We start from the raw sequence: 16,853 nt of genomic DNA on the forward strand, positions 1-16,853 counted from the left end.
ACTTACTTTTTATGATAAAAGACCTCCGTGTTGTTAGAGCTAACTAATTCCATCGGTGACACAACTGAATCTTTTTTATTATTGTCAATATCATGACCTTGATTTTTCCAAGCCCACCAAGCTAATTGAGAGCAATAGAATTTTTTTGTAGTTTTCTTGTCAAAGAAGTTCAAATTGTATGGCTTCTTATCTTTAGCTTGTTTCTCGGCATACTTAGCTGCATTTACATATTTGGTATTATTAGACTTCTTCACCCATAGCCCATATACCTTCTTTCTAGCACCCCATGTATTATTGTACTTTCTGACTCCATGCTGTTTAATTGGACTCCAAAGCTTATGCCAAGATTCTACTGTCTGTTTTTTTTCATTAGAGACAATTGCGGCATGTCCCAAGCCAATTACTTTATTTTTGTCTACTCGATCCAACATCTTGATGACTCGCTTGTAATAGCAACCTGTTTTCTCTACTTCTTCTCTTGAAACAACAATTACTAGGACTGGCTTCTTTTTGTCTTAGAAAACCAAGACAATGTCACCCTGTTGCATCTATCCTATTAGTCTTTTTAGAATATGTCACTTGAAAGGTTTGGGTTTAACCTTCAATTCCCCGTTCCTTTTCCAACAATGGAACGCTGTAATTGTATTTCTTTCATTGGTCATGTACAAACACTTCCTCTGCGCTTTTAAGGAAAATAGAGGTTTACTCACTGCACAAAATAAAAAGAAGCAGGCTATCCCTTCCTGCTTCTTTTTCGCTCTTCTTTAGCTTTAGTAATAATATTTCAACAGGTTGATTTCTACCTATACAACCTCATGATTCATCTCTTTTTTCTTGTTTGACATTCCCTATTTTTAATCGGCACCTTCTCTATCAACCGTGCAGGCGGCTGAAGCTCCCTTATTTATAGCATTGCGCTGTTTCTGGATGCTTATCAACTGGAAAATTCAATTTCACATCATACTGATCATCACTTGTAGAAGACGTAGACGTTTTCTCTACTTGTTGAGCAGATCAACGACCTGCTTCTCTTTGTAAATGCCATGTTTTCAGTTTCAGCTTTGTTTCATTTCTGCCACTGATCGAGATTGATTTATTTCCCGGGGAAGGAAAGTAACGTGCAGTAAATACTTCTCGGCCTCCGTTTACAAAAATCTCAATCGACGATGCATCGATAAAGATGTGAAGATCGTGTAATTCCTCTATTGCTACTTCACGAACTTCTTTTGATCGATCTTCAAATCGATCTCGCTCTAATGTCAGTTTCCCTTCATCTTTATCATAAATAATACGGGCTGCCGCTCGAATACAGCATTCAAACCCTTTTTGTGTGTCAATTTGATCAATGAATACCTCTGCGCTTGTAATATCATCTACAGGAATCGATTGGACGGAGCGTTTGATATGAAAAACATTCTCTTGTTCATTGGTTCTCATCGCCTGGAGTTCAGTGACTGGTTTTTGAATCAGATGTCCGTTATCATCTAAACGCAGCTCTCTCGGGATCGTGAGGCAGTGTATCCATTGATACGAAATCGTTGGATGATGCTCTTCTCCTTGATCAGGCACCCCCATCCATCCGATTAAAAGACGTCTGCCTGATTCGTCTAGAAAGGTTTGCTGCGCATAGAAGTCAAAGCCGCGGTCCAGCTCCTCAAACGCTCCGTGCGTATATTGATAGGTATGATCATCCAATCTCCCAACAAAATAGCCTGATTGATGTGTATTATGATATTTTAAGCCATCCGGCTTGAGCCCTTGCGGCGACACAATCAATACATCCCGGCCATCTAATTCAAATAGATCTGGACATTCCCACATATAACCGAAATCCTCTAATCCATTTTTTCCACTGCCAGCAATCATGCCTTGAAACGTCCAATTGTCTAAAGTATCAGAGGTAAACAAGACGAGATTCCCTTTCAGGTCCAGGCTTTGTGCACCAAGAACCATGTACCACTGGCCATTTCGCTTCCATACTTTCGGATCACGAAAATGGGCGGTGAATCCTTCTGGCAGCGTCGCCACGACACCTTTTTTCTGAAAATGAATGCCATCTTCTGAAACAGCTAAACATTGATATGTCTCACGGTTTCCTTGTTCATCGCGAACGTTTCCAGTGTACATCACATACATCTGTCCATCGTCAATGACTGCGCTGCCAGAATAACAGCCGTTTTGATCAAACCAATCACTTGGGGCAAGGGCGGCTTCCTCGTGCTGCCAATTCACTAGATCTGTCGATGTGTAATGGCCCCAAAATTTTGCGCCGTGTCCCGTTTTGAATGGCTGCCACTGATAAAAAACGTGGTAAACCCCTTTCCACTGAATCAACCCATTCGGGTCATTTAAAAGACCAACTGGCGGCATTAAATGAAAATGCTGACGGTACACATCTTTTTTCACCAAATGCTCATAGTTTCGAATACGGTCTGCTACCTTTTGACGAAGTGCTGCGTCAGTTGTTGTCATGACTGTGACCACTCCTTGATTATTTTTCTACTTCTTTTACTTTAAAGATGATGGTGAGAGTAAATGAAACAGCAACAGCGATTAACATACCAATCACATAATTCACCACATTCTGCACACCGTATGGCGCGGCAATCGCAATCATCGGAATACCCGTTAAACCATAGGCGTTGGCTGCAACCTTCGTGAAGACAACAAATGCCCCGCCTAATGCGCCTCCGATCATCGCGGCAATAAACGGCTTACGATAGCGGAGGTTGACACCGAATATGACAGGCTCGGTAATACCTAGGAAAGCTGAGAAAGCTGCAGGAAGTGCGATTTCTTTTGTTTTCGCGCGTTTCGCTAAGAAAAAGACAGCCAATCCCGCCCCGCCTTGAGCTACGTTGGACATGGCCCAAATTGGCAGCAAATAGTTACGCCCAATATCATTCAGCAGTCCTGCTTCAATCGCATGGAAGCTATGATGAACCCCTGTAAGAACAATGAGAGAGTAGGCACCTCCGAAAATGAGTCCTGCTAAGAAGCCTGCATGATCATAAATAAATGTCAATGCATTCGAAATTCCAGTACCGAGCATTCTTCCAAGCGGTCCAACTGCAATAAACGTCACAAATCCAGTCACAATCACCGTCACAAACGGGGTCACAAGTAAATCAATACTGTTCGGAACCACTTTTCTTAAATTCTTTTCTACAATGCACATGATGTACACAGTCAATAATACTGGAATGACTGTTCCTTGGTAACCAAGAAGAGCAATATCAAAATTGAATAAATGCATATACTCTGGTTTCGCATCCGTCAGCCCCCACGGGTTGAGCAGGTTCGGGTGAATCATAATCCCCCCAATAACGGCTCCTAAATACGAATTTCCACCAAACTCTTTCGCTGCACTGACCCCAATTAAAATCGGCAAAATGATAAAGGCTGCACTTGAGAACATATCAAGCATTTGGAAGATCGCAGAGCTTGGGTCAGCCCATTTGAAGGCTTTCATCATGCCTAATAGGCCCATTAATAAACCGCTTGCAACAATTGCTGGAATGATCGGTACAAAAATATTTGATAACGTCTTTGCAAAACGTGCAAGTGGATTCATTTTTTGTTTCACTGCTTCATCATGGCTGACAGGCTTTTGTTTCTCGTCTCCTGTCTCAAGACCAGTCTCACGAGCAAATGGTTCATATACTTTGTTGACTGCCCCCGTTCCAAAAATGATTTGGAATTGTCCCGAGCTTGAGAAAGCCCCCTTCACCCCTTCAAGTTCCTCAATGGCTTCTTTGTCAATCAGTTCCTCATCTTTTATCACCAATCTGAGTCTTGTTGCACAATGCGTGGCACTGATGACATTTTCTTTGCCGCCTAATCGTTTTGTTAATTCTTTGGCTGCTTTTTGATAATCCATGTTGTCTCCTCCTTTTTTAAAGCAAAAAAGACCTAAAATTCACCAACGATAAAAGGACATACACGTCCCCTCGTTACGCAAATTTTAGGTCTTGCCTGCCTGGCAGTCACAATCCCACGATATCAAATTTTGATTACGCTTTCATCATAGTATAAGAGTGAGACGTGCGTCAACCTCTTTTTTCGAATCAATTGACCCATATACACTAATAAGAGTAGTGTGCATAAAAAAAGCATGCATGCAGGCACAACCACTAAACCAATTCGGCATCCTGCAGACGCTGGACATGCAGCGTGATGTAGCCGATCTCCGATTCAGGGAGATGAAGTTCATATTCATTTTTTAACAAATCAGCGAGTCCACGTGCACACTGGTAAGCCAAATCATACTTTGTTTGGATAAAACTCAGCATGTCATCGTCCATGATTTGAAATGCCTCATTTGATTCCAACCTGCCTAATGCATACCTCAAATGTGTCACAAGCCGCTGATAGGAAATACTATCCTCATCAATTGAATGCTGAAAATAGCTTTCTATATGCTCGATCATTTCTTTGATCATCGTTGTATATTTCACGGTCTTTTTCATAGACTCCGTATTCATTTTGGCCGTATGAATATGGAGTGCCACATACCCTGCCTCATCGTCCGGCAGTTCAACCCCAAGCCGATCCTTTACATAACGAATGGCATACTTTCCAATATCATATTCCTGCTTATATAAGACTTTGATCTCACCAAGCAATTTATTATATAGCACAATGCCCTTTTGAATGCGCTCTATAGCAAAGGATAAATGGTCAGTCAGTGATATATGGATATGATCACTAAGCGGCATCATCAGTTTACCCTCTGCATAACTGATGATATGCTCTGCCACCTCAATATGCGCTTCGGGCAATGTCGCAAGAATTTGTTTGAATTTCTCATTTTCTTCACGCACAACAAAGATTTTCTCTATTTTTTGAACGGGAACGACGTCATTTTTCCCCTTCTGAAAAGCAATTCCAGGCCCCATCACAATTTTCTCCTGATCACCTTCCTTTACAACCACTGCATTGTTATTCAATATTTTATATATCTTCAAGGGGTATCCTCTCCCACCAGATAACGTTTCTTATGTGGGATTTTACCCTGTTTCATCTCCCATGTAAAGGTAAGAGCGGGCCAGCACGCGCCTCTCTCGTCGTCTTCTCATCAAGCATCATCAGACTTTGCTTAAACGGTTTCTCTGACCTGCGCTTCTTGTTCTTTTCTTCTGCCAGCTTCTCTAGCTCTCTCTCGTTCACAACTTGAAAGAAACGATTATCCACCGCAGCCGCCTGAAACCGTTGCTGCTTCATCATCACACCAGGATTCACAAGCACATTCATCATGAAACCAAACCATACACTCAACCAGTTTTTGAATTTCTTCACTGAACATCCCTCCGCTTTTCTTAGAATCTAGCAGTTCTAGCAAAACAACTGCTCCTATCATATCCCGAGAAAAAAGAGAGGTTTGTCACAATCTGGGTGAAAAAACAAACTAGTTTTCAGAAGTTTTGTTGAAAAGTGGAGAAGATGATCATGTATGAGGGTGTTTGAATAAAAATTTTATACACACTATATCCAAAAGATAAGCACACCTTATCAACAGGGTTTATCCACATATCAACACCCCATTACTAGATTTTGTGTATGAGATTTTTTTATTTTCCATATATATATCTAAATAAATGAGTTATCAACAGGAGTTTGTGCATAAGTGAGACTTTATAAACAAAATAGTTCTTTATAACTATGTAAAATAAGACCATTTTAGTAAAGGAATTGTTTTCATCGTATTGAATACTTAATAACGGGCAGTGAATCTTTCCTATTTATCCACAAAAAGAAAGGCTATCTCCCTAAAAACACAGCTAGAAAGGGGAAAATTAATGAAAAAGGTCATCTCTCGTTCTTCTGTTCTATTGTTCTCCACTATTTTTATTTTATCCACATTCTTTACAGGTCAACAGGCTGCTGCCGCTCCATCGAACAAACAGGTGGAACTAGAAAAAGCAGAAATCTTCGGTGAAATCAATGTCAACTCTAGAAAACACACCACTGTCATTGTTGAATTAAAGGAAAAATCCTTGGTTGAAGCAAAGCAAGAAGGCAAAGCTCAAACAAAGGCCTCCCTCAAAAAATCTCGAACAAAAGTAAAAAATGCAGCACTCAAAGAAATTGATAAAGCGAGTGTTCGTCAAGAATATGAAAAAGTCTTCTCTGGTTTCTCTATGAAACTTCCTGCAAACGAAATTCCGAAGCTGCTCGCAGTTGACGGAGTAAAAGCCGTTTATCCGGATGTTACATATCAAACAGATGAAGTGAAAAAGGAAAGTATTCAGCTTCCAAATGAAGATGTCTCCCCTCTTATGGATAAAAGCGCTCCATTTATCGGTGCACCAAAAGCTTGGGATGCCGGCTACTCTGGAAAAGGGGTAAAAGTCGCTGTCATTGATACTGGAGTAGACTATACCCACCCTGATTTAAAAGGAAACTTTGGTTTATACAAAGGCTATGATTTTGTTGATAACGATTATTCTCCGCAAGAGACGCCTAAAGGAGACCCTAGAGGCGAATCGACAGACCACGGCACACACGTCGCAGGGACAATTGCTGCCAATGGACAAATTAAAGGTGTCGCAAAGGATGCCGCACTTCTTGCGTACCGTGTACTTGGACCAGGCGGGTCTGGGACAACTGAGAACGTTCTTGCAGGCATCGACCGCGCTGTTACTGATGGAGCAGATGTCATGAACCTCTCTCTCGGAAACAGTGTGAATAACCCTGATTATGCCACAAGCATCGCACTCGACTGGGCCATGTCTGAAGGCGTTGTCGCTGTCACATCGAATGGAAACAGCGGACCGAACAGCTGGACAGTCGGTTCTCCCGGCACGTCAAGAGATGCCATTTCTGTCGGAGCAACACAGCTTCCGTACAGCCTTTACAATGTGAAATTCCCGAACTATTCTACTGCAAAAGTGATGGGCTACTACCAAGAGAGTGATTTAAAAGCACTTGACCAAAAACAAGTCACACTCGTCCATGCAGGTATCGGTGACGAAAAAGCATTTGAAGACATCGATGTGAAAGGAAAGGTTGCCGTGATCGAACGAGGAGCCATTGCCTTTGTTGATAAAGTAGACAATGCAAAAGCTGCTGGTGCAATCGGCGTTGTGATGTATAACAACACCGATGGAGAAATTCCAGTCGATGTACCGGGTCTCGCTCTTCCTACGATTAAGCTTTCAAAAGCTGAAGGAACAGCACTTGTTAAAACTATTGAGACTGGTAATAATACAACGACTTTCTCCATTCAATTTGTCAAAGAACTTAGTGAGCAAGTCGCTGACTTCTCATCTCGCGGACCAGTTGTGGATACGTGGATGATTAAGCCTGATTTATCAGCACCTGGCGTCAGCATTGTGAGTACGATTCCAACGCATAACCCTTCTCAGCCTTACGGATATGGCTCAAAGCAAGGAACAAGCATGGCTTCACCGCATGTGGCAGGGGTCGCAGCGATCATCAAGCAAGCAAAACCATCGTACACAACTGAACAGATCAAAGCACTGATGATGAATACAGCAGAAAAACTATTTGACGCAAATGGCAGCCCATTCCCTCATAACACACAAGGGACAGGCAGTGTTCGAATCATCGAATCACTCCAAGCGTCATCTATCGTTTCTGATGCCAGCTATTCTTACGGCACTTTCTTGAAAGAAAAAGGCGTTCAAATCAAAACGAAGAAATTCAAGGTAGAAAACCTTTCAAAAGCACCGAAAACGTATACCATTGATTACAAATTTAATGGCAGCGGCATCAGCACAAACGGAACGAAAAAAATCACTGTCAAAGGGAATTCCACTGGGTCCTTTACTTCCGCGGTACAAGTGAAATACGGTAAAACCAAAAAAGGAACGTACCAAGGCAGCATTACCCTTCGTGAAAATGGCAGAAAGGTCACAGAGATTCCTACTTTATTGATTGTAAAAGAGCCTGATTATCCGCGCGTCACTTCGGTTTCCGTCGAGCCGGATAACCGTGCTGGAAGCTATGTTATTAGCAGCTATCTGCCTGGCGGCGCTGAGAACCTTGCATTTCTCGTCTACTCGACAGATGGAGAGTATTTAGGTGAAGCAGGTGTTTATCATCATGTTGATAAAGGAGAACACCGCGTAAAATGGAATGGCACGATCAATCAAGGTCAAAAGCTGGAACCTGGTGAGTATACAATGCTTGCGTATGCAAGTTTGAAAGGGAAATCAGACACTGTTCAAACGAAGGAACCCTTCGATATTTATCCTGAATAAACGTGAATCACAAGAAAAGCCTTGTATGAGCGGATTAGCTCATCAAGGCTTTTCGATTATATATAGAGGAAAGAGAGACTGATGTTGATATTGCTATGGATCGTTTCTTTTTTGACTGCTTTTTTTCTAACGATCACTTTGGTGTATTTTCACCCTTTTACACGCGAAACATCCTCGTCCTTTTCATCAAGCATGCGAGCTGACGGTCTATGTGTCCTTCATTTACCCGCTTAGTTTGGCGTTTATTTTCATCATGATGCTCCTTTTCCCCCTCTATTGGCTGCGTGGACGGTTAACAGAATTACATATGTTATGCATCAAAGACTTCTTTTAATAAACGATACGATGTGAGCCGGTCTTGCATGTGGTGAGTGATCGTCACAGCGATTACTTCATTTGTACGATACGCTTTCGCTAGTGCCGTCAGCTGCTTTTTCACAGAAGATGGCGTTCCAACCACCATCCTTTGACGATTGGCAGCCACTCGTTTTTGTTCATATGGACTGTAGGAATAAGCTTGTGCCTTTTCATATGAAGGAAAGCCCCCGAGGTTTTGCCCCTGTTCATTGGCGAGTAAGGATAAATCTAAGCTGACTGCCAGTTTTTCTGCCTGTTCCTCTGTTTCAGCACATAAAACGAAGACCGCAAGACTGACGCGCGGCTCATCACCGAATGCTGAAGGTTCGAACCGGTTGATGTATTGCTCCACAGAATCTTCTCCGCCTTCGCCATTGATAAATAGAGCAAACGTATAGCCTGCACCTGCTTTCGCCGCAAGTCTTGCACTCCCTCCAGAGGAACCAAGCATCCATACCTCTGGTGCAGTCTCTACCTTCGGAGAAGCGGTTAAATGGGGCAGCGGGTAAAATTCATCCGCTAGGTCGTGTAAATAGACCTTCAATTCTTCTACCTGCTCAGGATATTGATCACCTAGTCGTTTTCGTTCACCATGATGAAGGGCAATGGAGGAAATGGGCATACCACCAGGAGCACGTCCAATCCCAAGATCAATTCTCCCAGGAGCCAGTGCTTCGAGAACCCTGAAGTTCTCTGCTACTTTATAGGCACTATAGTGAGGCAGCATCACACCGCCTGAGCCAATACGTATATGTGACGTAACGGCTGATAAATGACCGAGAAGCACCTCTGGACTCGACCCTGCAAGCCGGTTTGAAAAGTGATGCTCTGATACCCAAAAACGGTGATAGCCCCACTTCTCTGCCTGCTTTGCCAATTCAACCGTTTGCTTCAATGCTTCAGCAGGTGTTGCATCTCCGATCAAAGGAGATTGATCCAGTATACTTAATTTCATCATGCTGCACCTCTTACAGAAATCCCCCTCTCTCAATCGAAAGGGGGGATGTCTTATTTATTTTCGATTAAAGCCCTTCTCTTTAACAAATTCTCCAAGGAAGGCACGCTTTGGCTGACTAAAGCCGCGAAGCATCTGCTTAGACCAAGTATCTTTTCTCTCTCCGTTTGTTCGTTCTTCATAATATGATGAAATACGATCATCGTATTCTTTTAAATAACGATCCACATGCGCTTCATCTTGCTGATAAGCATTTTCATGATAAATGAGTTCAACTGGCAGCCGTTCCTTTTGTGACGATTGACTCGCTGGATGTCCGACAGCCAGACCAAATAACGGCAGCACATAAGATGGCGTTTCAAGTAATTCAGACACTTCTTTCAGTTGATTACGCAGACCGCCAATATAGCAGATCCCAAGTCCCATTGATTCTGCGGCTACACTCATATTTTGCGCAGCGAGCGCCGTATCAATGACGCTAATGAGAAAGGCTTCCGTATTCTCAAGCGCCTCTTGATGATTTTCCCCTGCTTTTTTTGCAATATCATCATGGCGTTTCAAGTCTGCACAGAAGACAAAGAAATGCCCATTCTTCTCAACGTATGGCTGATTCCCAGCCAGTTCAGCAAGCTTGGCCTTCTTCTCTTGATCTGTCACACCAATAATACTGTACGCCTGTACATAGCTTGATGTCGAAGCAGCCTGTGCACTTTTAATGAGTGTCAGCACCTCTTCTTCGGACAAACGCTCGTCTGTAAACGAACGGATGGACCGATGATTTAATATCGTTTCTATCGTTTTGTTCAATTCGAAGACCTCCTTCACTTGTACTATCATATGACAAAGACATATGGCTTTTCAAAAATTAAAACTCGCATGAAAAAAGACAGTCTATACTTAGACTGCCCTTACCCGTTTTATTTAAATAAATAACTTTGGTATTTCGTTAATTGAACACTTGCGTTATAAGCAATCCCGAATCCAATAAGGACAGATAAGACAGAGCTTCCTCCGAAGCTGATAAATAGGAGCGGAATCCCTGTTACAGGCATCACGCCTATATTCATCCCAATGTTCTGGAACGTATGGATCACAATCAGTGCTGTATATCCTACACAGAAGAATGACGCAAACCGGCTATATGGATGGATACGGTCGATCAGCACGACAAGCCGGTAGATCAAGAAGAAGAACATGATCACAACAAACGCACATCCGACAAAGCCAAAGGCTTCTCCTATAATGGAGAAAATCATATCTGTTTGTGCTTCTGGGACATAGACTTTTAAGTTTTTAACCCCATTCCCAAAAATCTGTCCAGCACCGATGGCCATTATGGCCTGGTCTACTTGATATTTATCAGACCCAGACGCATCCTGAGTCTGCGCTTGGTTGGCTGACGTAGAACTATCAGGCAGCCAAGCGGTAATCCGGTTAATCTGATACTGCTGAATGCCAATTGTTTTCGCAACATCAGGGAAGAGAATGATCACAGTTAACACAGCGGCAACTAAAAGCACAACTACGGAACCGATGAGAGAGATCAGTTTCCAATTGACTCCTGATAAAAACACCATCACAACGACAATAAACATACAGACAGCTGCCGTACCTGCATCCTGTAAGAAAATCAGTCCAACTGGAACAGCTGCCACCCCGGCAATTTTTAATAGAAGGAAGATATCATCTTCTAATGTCCGTTTTCCTCTAGGGCTTGACTTGCCAATAACAGATGCGAGCATCATAATCAAACCAATTTTCATGAACTCTGAGGGCTGAAGTGTTCCGATCCCCGGTATCACAAACCAGCTTTTTGCACCATTTTTAATTGGAGCAAAATCATGACCTCCGATTTGTGCAGGAGCGATTTTCAGAAAAATTAACAGCATAATGCCGCCTATAAAAATATAGAGGCTTAGCTTTTCTAATTGCTCCAAGTCAAAGTAATTTATGGCTACAATACATATAACTCCGACCATATAGTAAATGATCTGTCTGGTCCATGCATTAGATCCATACTGCCCAAATTGACCCGCAGCATAAATCGCAATGACACTGATGGCAAAGAAGGCTAAAAATATAAAAATTAAATCCCCTTGATAGTACGGAGATGTATTCTGCTTGTTCATGAACTAACCACCCTTATTACAAAACATAAAAGCCCTTATTTATATTAGATTGAAATTTTCACAAAAGCAACTCACCTTAAATATGACGGAAGATACATCCGAAAGGTTCCAATCATTTTTCAAAAAATGAAATACTTTTCATTCTAACAATAGGAAAAAATTCCTCTATACTTTTTCCATTCAACCGATCATGAGTCCTTTAAAAAGATTATTTTACAGATTTTAAGGGGAAAATTCAATGACCTATGTGGCGATATGACAAGCAATTATCATGCCAGCATAAGCTGTACGGAGAGAAAAGGAAAAACCACTTTCTACGGAATAAGGCCCATTTTCCAATTATTGAGTTTACTTCAAAGTCAATTGTGGTATAATACTTGTAACAAAATGTTCACAATATCTCCTAAAAACAGACACAATTGCATCCTGACCTCTTATTTGATTTGGATATCAACTTACAAAGGAGTTGGATACGATGGATATGTTCTTTGCGTACCTATGTATTGCAACGGCTACACCCCTGTTTTTATGGCTTGAAAACAGAAAAATTGCACTAGCTTCTATTCCACCCATTATGATTATGTGGATTTTCTTCGGTCTTTACATGACGAGCAGTTTATCTCCAGCAGGACATACCTTCATGATCGCATTCTTTGCCATTAACGTCATTTTGGCACACATTGCAGCGTTTCTCATTTATGGACTTCCATTCATTCGCAAAAGATTCAGCAGCACCAGATAAATCACGCACCACCTATTGGAGGCGTAATCAACATCATGATAAAAACCACTCACCTTTGAGGGATGAGTGGTTTTTTATTATTTCTCTGAATGCTCAGACTGCTTTGGCGCAGAAGGCGAATAACCGTCTTTGCTGTTCTCTCCGTGGCTGTAGTGAGCCGCAAAGATCCAAACAGATCCGATAACGAAGATAATCGCACAAAACAGACCAAACAATGTATTTCCGACTTGAACAGTTCCGTTCTCGCTTTCTGTCATGTGCATAAACATGAATAGCTGCAAGAACGCTTGAATGAAGGCAAAACCAAAGATAATCCATAGTTTTGCAGAACTGCCAATTTCAGCTCCAATGGCAATCCAGAATGCTAAGATTGTTAGCACAATGGATAGGATGAAGCCAACTACGTGTTTCCAAGGGAAGTGTTCGTGCTCTGCTGAGGAATGTGTTTTTCCAGCCATATCACAAAAGCCCCCCTAATCCGATCAAGTAAACAGCTGTGAAGATGAAAATCCATACAACATCAAGGAAATGCCAGTATAGACTTGAGATAAAAATCTTCGCTGCTGTTTGTGGAGTTAATCCACGTTTTTTAATTTGGAACAAGACCCCGGTAATCCAGAAGATACCGATGGATACGTGTAGTCCGTGAGTTCCTAAGAGTACAAAGAATGCAGACCAATACGCACTTGTATGGATGCTCGCACCCTCATGTACATAATGGAAGAACTCGAAAATCTCAAAGCCAACGAAGCCTGCACCTAGAAGCAGTGTCAGAATCGTCCAAATGACAACCCCTTTGGTACTTCCACGGCGCATTTCATGAACAGCAATCCCGCATGTAAATGAACTAACCAATAGCAGGAATGTCATGATCAATACAAGCTTCATATCAAACAGTTCAGCTGGTAAAACGCCGCCAGCTGTTCTGCCATGAAGAACAAAGTAGGTCGCAAAAAGTGTTGAGAATAACACGATTTCCGCGCCAAGGAATATCCAGAAACCAAGGATGTTTAAACGTCCTGTTTCAGACTGATATTCAAGCGGTGCATTTGCATAGCTGCTATCATTATGTCCCATTACTTCTGCGCCTCCTTATTCTTTTTCTCTGTTTCAATCACTTCTTCAACAGGAATATAATAGCCATCGTCATATTCAAATGAGCGTAAAATCATTGTTGCGAATACACCGATTAAGCCAATAACGCCAATCCAGTACCATTCAAATACAAGACCGAATGCACCAAGTCCGAAGAATGCAGACATGATGAGTGGTCTGCCTGAATTGTGCGGCATGTGAATTTTCTTGAATTCTTTTTCAGGATGAACGTCTACGTTGTTTTGCTTCCAATGATGGAATGCATCTGGTGTTGTCACTTCTGGAAGTGCTGCAAAGTTATAATGCGGCGGAATTGCAGAAGATGTCGCCCAGTCAAGAGTACGTCCATCTCCCCAGCTGTCTCCAGACACTTCACGTTTCGCGTGTCTCCAGCTGTAGTAGATGTTGTAGCAAAGGATGATGAATCCGATACCCATCATAAATGCACCAATTGTTGAAATAAAGTTTAGTGCAGTCCAGCCATCTTCTGGTCCATACGTATAAATACGTCTTGGCATTCCTTGCAGTCCTAAGAAGTACTGCGGGAAGAAACAGATGTTAAATCCGATCATGAATACCCAGAAGAACCATTTGCCGATTCTTTCGTTTAACTTGTAACCAAACATTTTTGGATACCAGAAAACAAGGCCAGCAAAACAAGCAAAAACAGTACCTGCGATTAATACATAGTGGAAGTGGGATACAAGGAAGTACGTGTTATGGTACTGGTAATCCGCAGCTGCCATCGCAAGCATAACCCCAGTGACACCACCGATAACGAAGTTCGGGATGAAACCAAGTGCCCAAAGCATTGGTGAAGTAAAGCTGATACGGCCTCGATACATCGTAAAGAGCCAGTTAAAGATTTTCACACCTGTTGGTACAGAAATCGCCATTGTTGTAATCGAGAAGAATGAGTTAACCGCTGCACTGTTCCCCATTGTAAAGAAGTGGTGAACCCACACAAGGAAACTAAGAACAGAGATTGCCACAATCGATACAACCATCGCTTTGTAACCAAACAGCTGTTTTCTTGAGAACGTCGCAAAGATTTCTGAGAAAATACCGAAAGCCGGCAGGATGACGATATATACCTCAGGATGTCCCCAAATCCAGAAAAGGTTCGCCCAAAGCATTGGCATACCGCCTGCTTCGAGTGTAAAGAATGCAGAACCGAATAAACGATCAAATGTCATAAGTGCTAAAGCAACTGTTAATACAGGGAATGCGAATACGATGATGACAGACGTAATCAATGTTGTCCATGTAAACATTGGCATACGCATAAGCGTCATACCTTTTGTACGCATTTTTAAGATGGTCACCATGAAGTTAATACCTGTCATAAGTGTACCAATACCTGCAATTTGGAGCCCGAGCAAGTAATAGTTCTGTCCAGGTCCTGGTGAGAAATCATTTCCGGCGAGCGGCATGTAACTCGTCCAGCCTGCACTTGGTGATCCTCCAATGACGAAGGAAATGTTGAACAGCATCGCTCCAACCATGAATGTCCAGAAGCTAAGGTTGTTCAAATAAGGGAATGCAACGTCACGTGCACCAATTTGAAGAGGCACAACGACGTTGATTAAACCAATTAAAAATGGCATCGCCATGAATAGAATCATGATCGTACCATGCGTTGTGAAAATTTCATTATAGTGGTTGGAATCTAAAAACGTATTATTAGGAAGCGCCAGCTGCGCGCGCATCATCAGTCCGTCTACCCCACCGCGGAAGAACATAATCACAGCAGCAAGGATATACATGATCCCAAGCTTTTTATGATCAACTGATGTTAGCCATTCTTTCCAGAGCCATTTCCACTTTTTAAAGTAGGTTAAAACAAACACGATGGCAATGGAAGTAAGAGCGATAGAAATTTGCGCACCAAGAATTAATGGGTCTCCAGTTACAAAAAACTCATCCCATTTCAAATGCATAACGGCCTCCTCCTTTCCTTAGTCAGTTTATTCATTATCTAGTTTTCTTTTATAGTTCTTCACATTCTCGAAAGGATCTGTTTTGGAATGCGGAGAAACTGATTGGTAACCTAAACGTTTGCGTGCTTGGAGTGCGTATTCAGAATCCTCTCCATGCTTCGCAAAGGATAAATGTGTTGATGAGAATGTCTGCACATCTGCAGCATCCGGAAGCATCAAGTAGTCATACTTTTTCTTCGTTAACTTTGGTGCTTCTTTCTTCGTTTTGCTTACCCATTTATCATAGTCAGACTGCGTCATCGCATTGACTTTGAATTTTTGCTGAGCAAAGCCCTCGCCTGTGAAGTTGGCGTTTCTTCCTTCATATGTGCCAACTTGATCAGCTTGAAGATATTGTTCCATCTCCATTCCAGCCATCGCATACTTCTCCCCGCCTAGCTGAGGAATCCATAGTGATGCCATTGTATCAGCGGAAGTGATTTTGAATAAAACCGGCTGATCTTTTGGAATGTTTAAGTAGTTCACTGTCTCAATATTTTCCTCTGGATAGCTAAAGATCCATTTCCAATCAACAGCTGTAGCATAAACGACAAGTGGATCTTTATGGCTTGTTGCTTGAGGTGCCTCTTCCAAAGAGTAAATTGTTTTTACAGTTGGAACCGAAAGGGCAGCAACGATTAATATTGGGATCACTGTCCAGATAACTTCTAGAAGCGTATTCCCGTGTAGTTCTGGGTTATAAGAGGCGTTTCCAACGTCCTTACGCTCACGGTATTTAACCAAAATGATGGTAAACAGTACAAATACCGCACCAACGATAAAGAGCATGAATCCGATGGATAAAAGGATCAAGTCTTTTTGTTGTGCTGCGACAGGTCCTTTAGGATCTAAAACAGCGATATTGCTGCAACCTCCTAATAAAAAAACACTCACGAGCATCGCTAATAAAAGCATAGGTTTAATGGCTCTGAACAAGAAGATCACCATCCTTCCTTAAGATAATATATAAATTGCTGAATAATTGTGAAAAGCCATCTGCCTTCGAAAACTTTTCTTCCCTTTGTAATGCTATCAAAATCTGTTAGAGTTAGCTTCCCTTTTTTCAAAAGTTCATTTATTTTTCAACAGATTTCTATTAAAATGTCATAAATTCGACATAAATTTATATTATTGCACACACAATAAATTTCTAGGATTTTGAAAAGTTGAGAGTTGAAGGCAAAGGACAAACAATCAAGCACTTTGTCAAATTTAGGTTTACCACAATAAAAAAGTTTGGTCAAATTTCAATTTAACTTAATGAAATTTTATCTAGGTAAACAATTTCAAAATAGGTATCCCCACATTTAACAAAAACCTTACTCATTTTAACGCAAGTTCACAAGAAAAGAAAGTATCGATTCTCTGCGA

13 protein-coding genes and 1 pseudogene are annotated in these 16,853 nt (G+C 41.7%); 2 read left to right on the forward strand and 12 right to left on the reverse strand.

The genetic code is table 11. From position 1 onward, the window contains the following. Positions 1–2: 2 nt before the first annotated feature. From GKC25_RS16985 to GKC25_RS17005, 5 genes and pseudogenes are all read right to left on the reverse strand, one after another. A pseudogene (locus GKC25_RS16985) lies at positions 3–401 on the reverse strand (septation ring formation regulator EzrA); the annotation flags it as partial. Between the two features lie 613 nt (positions 402–1,014). Continuing rightward, positions 1,015–2,472: a sucrose-6-phosphate hydrolase gene (locus tag GKC25_RS16990; protein WP_095285645.1), complete on the reverse strand. Its 1,458-nt coding sequence runs from the start codon at positions 2,470–2,472 to the stop codon at positions 1,015–1,017. 19 nt (positions 2,473–2,491) lie between these two features. Continuing rightward, entirely contained in the window at positions 2,492–3,880 is a 1,389-nt protein-coding gene (locus GKC25_RS16995) for a sucrose-specific PTS transporter subunit IIBC (RefSeq protein WP_034660399.1), read from the reverse strand. A gap of 253 nt (positions 3,881–4,133) precedes the next feature. Further along, positions 4,134–4,967, reverse strand: a complete 834-nt coding sequence (locus GKC25_RS17000) for a PRD domain-containing protein (protein ID WP_034660400.1) — start codon at positions 4,965–4,967, stop codon at positions 4,134–4,136. 52 nt (positions 4,968–5,019) lie between these two features. After that, a complete protein-coding gene (locus GKC25_RS17005; protein ID WP_034660401.1) occupies positions 5,020–5,298 on the reverse strand; it encodes a hypothetical protein in 279 nt (92 codons plus the stop codon). 500 nt (positions 5,299–5,798) lie between these two features. Here GKC25_RS17005 and GKC25_RS17010 point away from each other — a divergent pair, with 500 nt between their 5' ends. Beyond that, positions 5,799–8,225 (forward strand): S8 family peptidase, encoded by a 2,427-nt coding sequence (locus GKC25_RS17010; protein WP_034660402.1) that lies wholly within the window; start codon positions 5,799–5,801, stop codon positions 8,223–8,225. Positions 8,226–8,535: 310 nt separating this feature from the next. Here the strand turns inward: GKC25_RS17010 and GKC25_RS17015 are convergent, their stop codons facing one another. The 3 genes from GKC25_RS17015 to GKC25_RS17025 all read right to left on the reverse strand — a co-directional run bounded on the left by GKC25_RS17015 (position 8,536) and on the right by GKC25_RS17025 (position 11,666). Further along, positions 8,536–9,540, reverse strand: a complete 1,005-nt coding sequence (locus GKC25_RS17015; protein WP_034660403.1) for an LLM class flavin-dependent oxidoreductase — start codon at positions 9,538–9,540, stop codon at positions 8,536–8,538. A gap of 54 nt (positions 9,541–9,594) precedes the next feature. Continuing rightward, positions 9,595–10,344, reverse strand: a complete 750-nt coding sequence (nfsA, locus tag GKC25_RS17020; RefSeq protein ID WP_034660404.1) for an oxygen-insensitive NADPH nitroreductase — start codon at positions 10,342–10,344, stop codon at positions 9,595–9,597. Between the two features lie 110 nt (positions 10,345–10,454). Then, positions 10,455–11,666 (reverse strand): FtsW/RodA/SpoVE family cell cycle protein, encoded by a 1,212-nt coding sequence (locus GKC25_RS17025; RefSeq protein WP_034660405.1) that lies wholly within the window; start codon positions 11,664–11,666, stop codon positions 10,455–10,457. Between the two features lie 475 nt (positions 11,667–12,141). Here GKC25_RS17025 and GKC25_RS17030 point away from each other — a divergent pair, with 475 nt between their 5' ends. Beyond that, positions 12,142–12,408 (forward strand): spore morphogenesis/germination protein YwcE, encoded by a 267-nt coding sequence (locus tag GKC25_RS17030; protein ID WP_003215279.1) that lies wholly within the window; start codon positions 12,142–12,144, stop codon positions 12,406–12,408. Positions 12,409–12,485: 77 nt separating this feature from the next. Here GKC25_RS17030 and qoxD read toward each other — a convergent pair whose 3' ends face one another. The 4 genes from qoxD to qoxA are packed head-to-tail and all read right to left on the reverse strand — an operon-like array spanning position 12,486 to position 16,427. Then, entirely contained in the window at positions 12,486–12,866 is a 381-nt protein-coding gene (gene qoxD, locus GKC25_RS17035) for a cytochrome aa3 quinol oxidase subunit IV (protein WP_007497818.1), read from the reverse strand. A 1-nt stretch (position 12,867) separates the two neighbouring features. After that, positions 12,868–13,485 carry a cytochrome aa3 quinol oxidase subunit III gene (qoxC, locus tag GKC25_RS17040; protein ID WP_007497820.1) on the reverse strand — a complete coding sequence of 206 codons (618 nt, stop codon included), beginning with the start codon at positions 13,483–13,485 and terminating at the stop codon, positions 12,868–12,870. Beyond that, complete coding sequence (gene qoxB, locus GKC25_RS17045; protein ID WP_034660406.1) at positions 13,485–15,443, reverse strand: cytochrome aa3 quinol oxidase subunit I; 1,959 nt, start codon at positions 15,441–15,443, stop codon at positions 13,485–13,487. The genes qoxC and qoxB overlap by 1 nt, the downstream gene beginning before the upstream one ends. A 27-nt stretch (positions 15,444–15,470) precedes the next feature. Further along, positions 15,471–16,427, reverse strand: coding sequence for a cytochrome aa3 quinol oxidase subunit II (qoxA, locus tag GKC25_RS17050; protein ID WP_187704228.1), 957 nt, complete (start codon positions 16,425–16,427; stop codon positions 15,471–15,473). Positions 16,428–16,853: the final 426 nt, after the last annotated feature.

Source organism: Bacillus pumilus (assembly GCF_038738535.1).
Classification (GTDB): domain Bacteria; phylum Bacillota; class Bacilli; order Bacillales; family Bacillaceae; genus Bacillus.

Bases quoted from the DNA above. Each gene is read 5' to 3' on its own strand.
- GKC25_RS16990 (WP_095285645.1), bottom strand. From the start codon at position 2,472: ATGACAACAACTGACGCAGCACTTCGTCAAAAGGTAGCAGACCGTATT.
- GKC25_RS16995 (WP_034660399.1), bottom strand. From the start codon at position 3,880: ATGGATTATCAAAAAGCAGCCAAAGAATTAACAAAACGATTAGGCGGC.
- GKC25_RS17010 (WP_034660402.1), top strand. From the start codon at position 5,799: ATGAAAAAGGTCATCTCTCGTTCTTCTGTTCTATTGTTCTCCACTATT.
- GKC25_RS17015 (WP_034660403.1), bottom strand. From the start codon at position 9,540: ATGATGAAATTAAGTATACTGGATCAATCTCCTTTGATCGGAGATGCA.
- GKC25_RS17025 (WP_034660405.1), bottom strand. From the start codon at position 11,666: ATGAACAAGCAGAATACATCTCCGTACTATCAAGGGGATTTAATTTTT.
- GKC25_RS17030 (WP_003215279.1), top strand. From the start codon at position 12,142: ATGGATATGTTCTTTGCGTACCTATGTATTGCAACGGCTACACCCCTG.
- qoxD (WP_007497818.1), bottom strand. From the start codon at position 12,866: ATGGCTGGAAAAACACATTCCTCAGCAGAGCACGAACACTTCCCTTGG.
- qoxC (WP_007497820.1), bottom strand. From the start codon at position 13,485: ATGGGACATAATGATAGCAGCTATGCAAATGCACCGCTTGAATATCAG.
- qoxB (WP_034660406.1), bottom strand. From the start codon at position 15,443: ATGCATTTGAAATGGGATGAGTTTTTTGTAACTGGAGACCCATTAATT.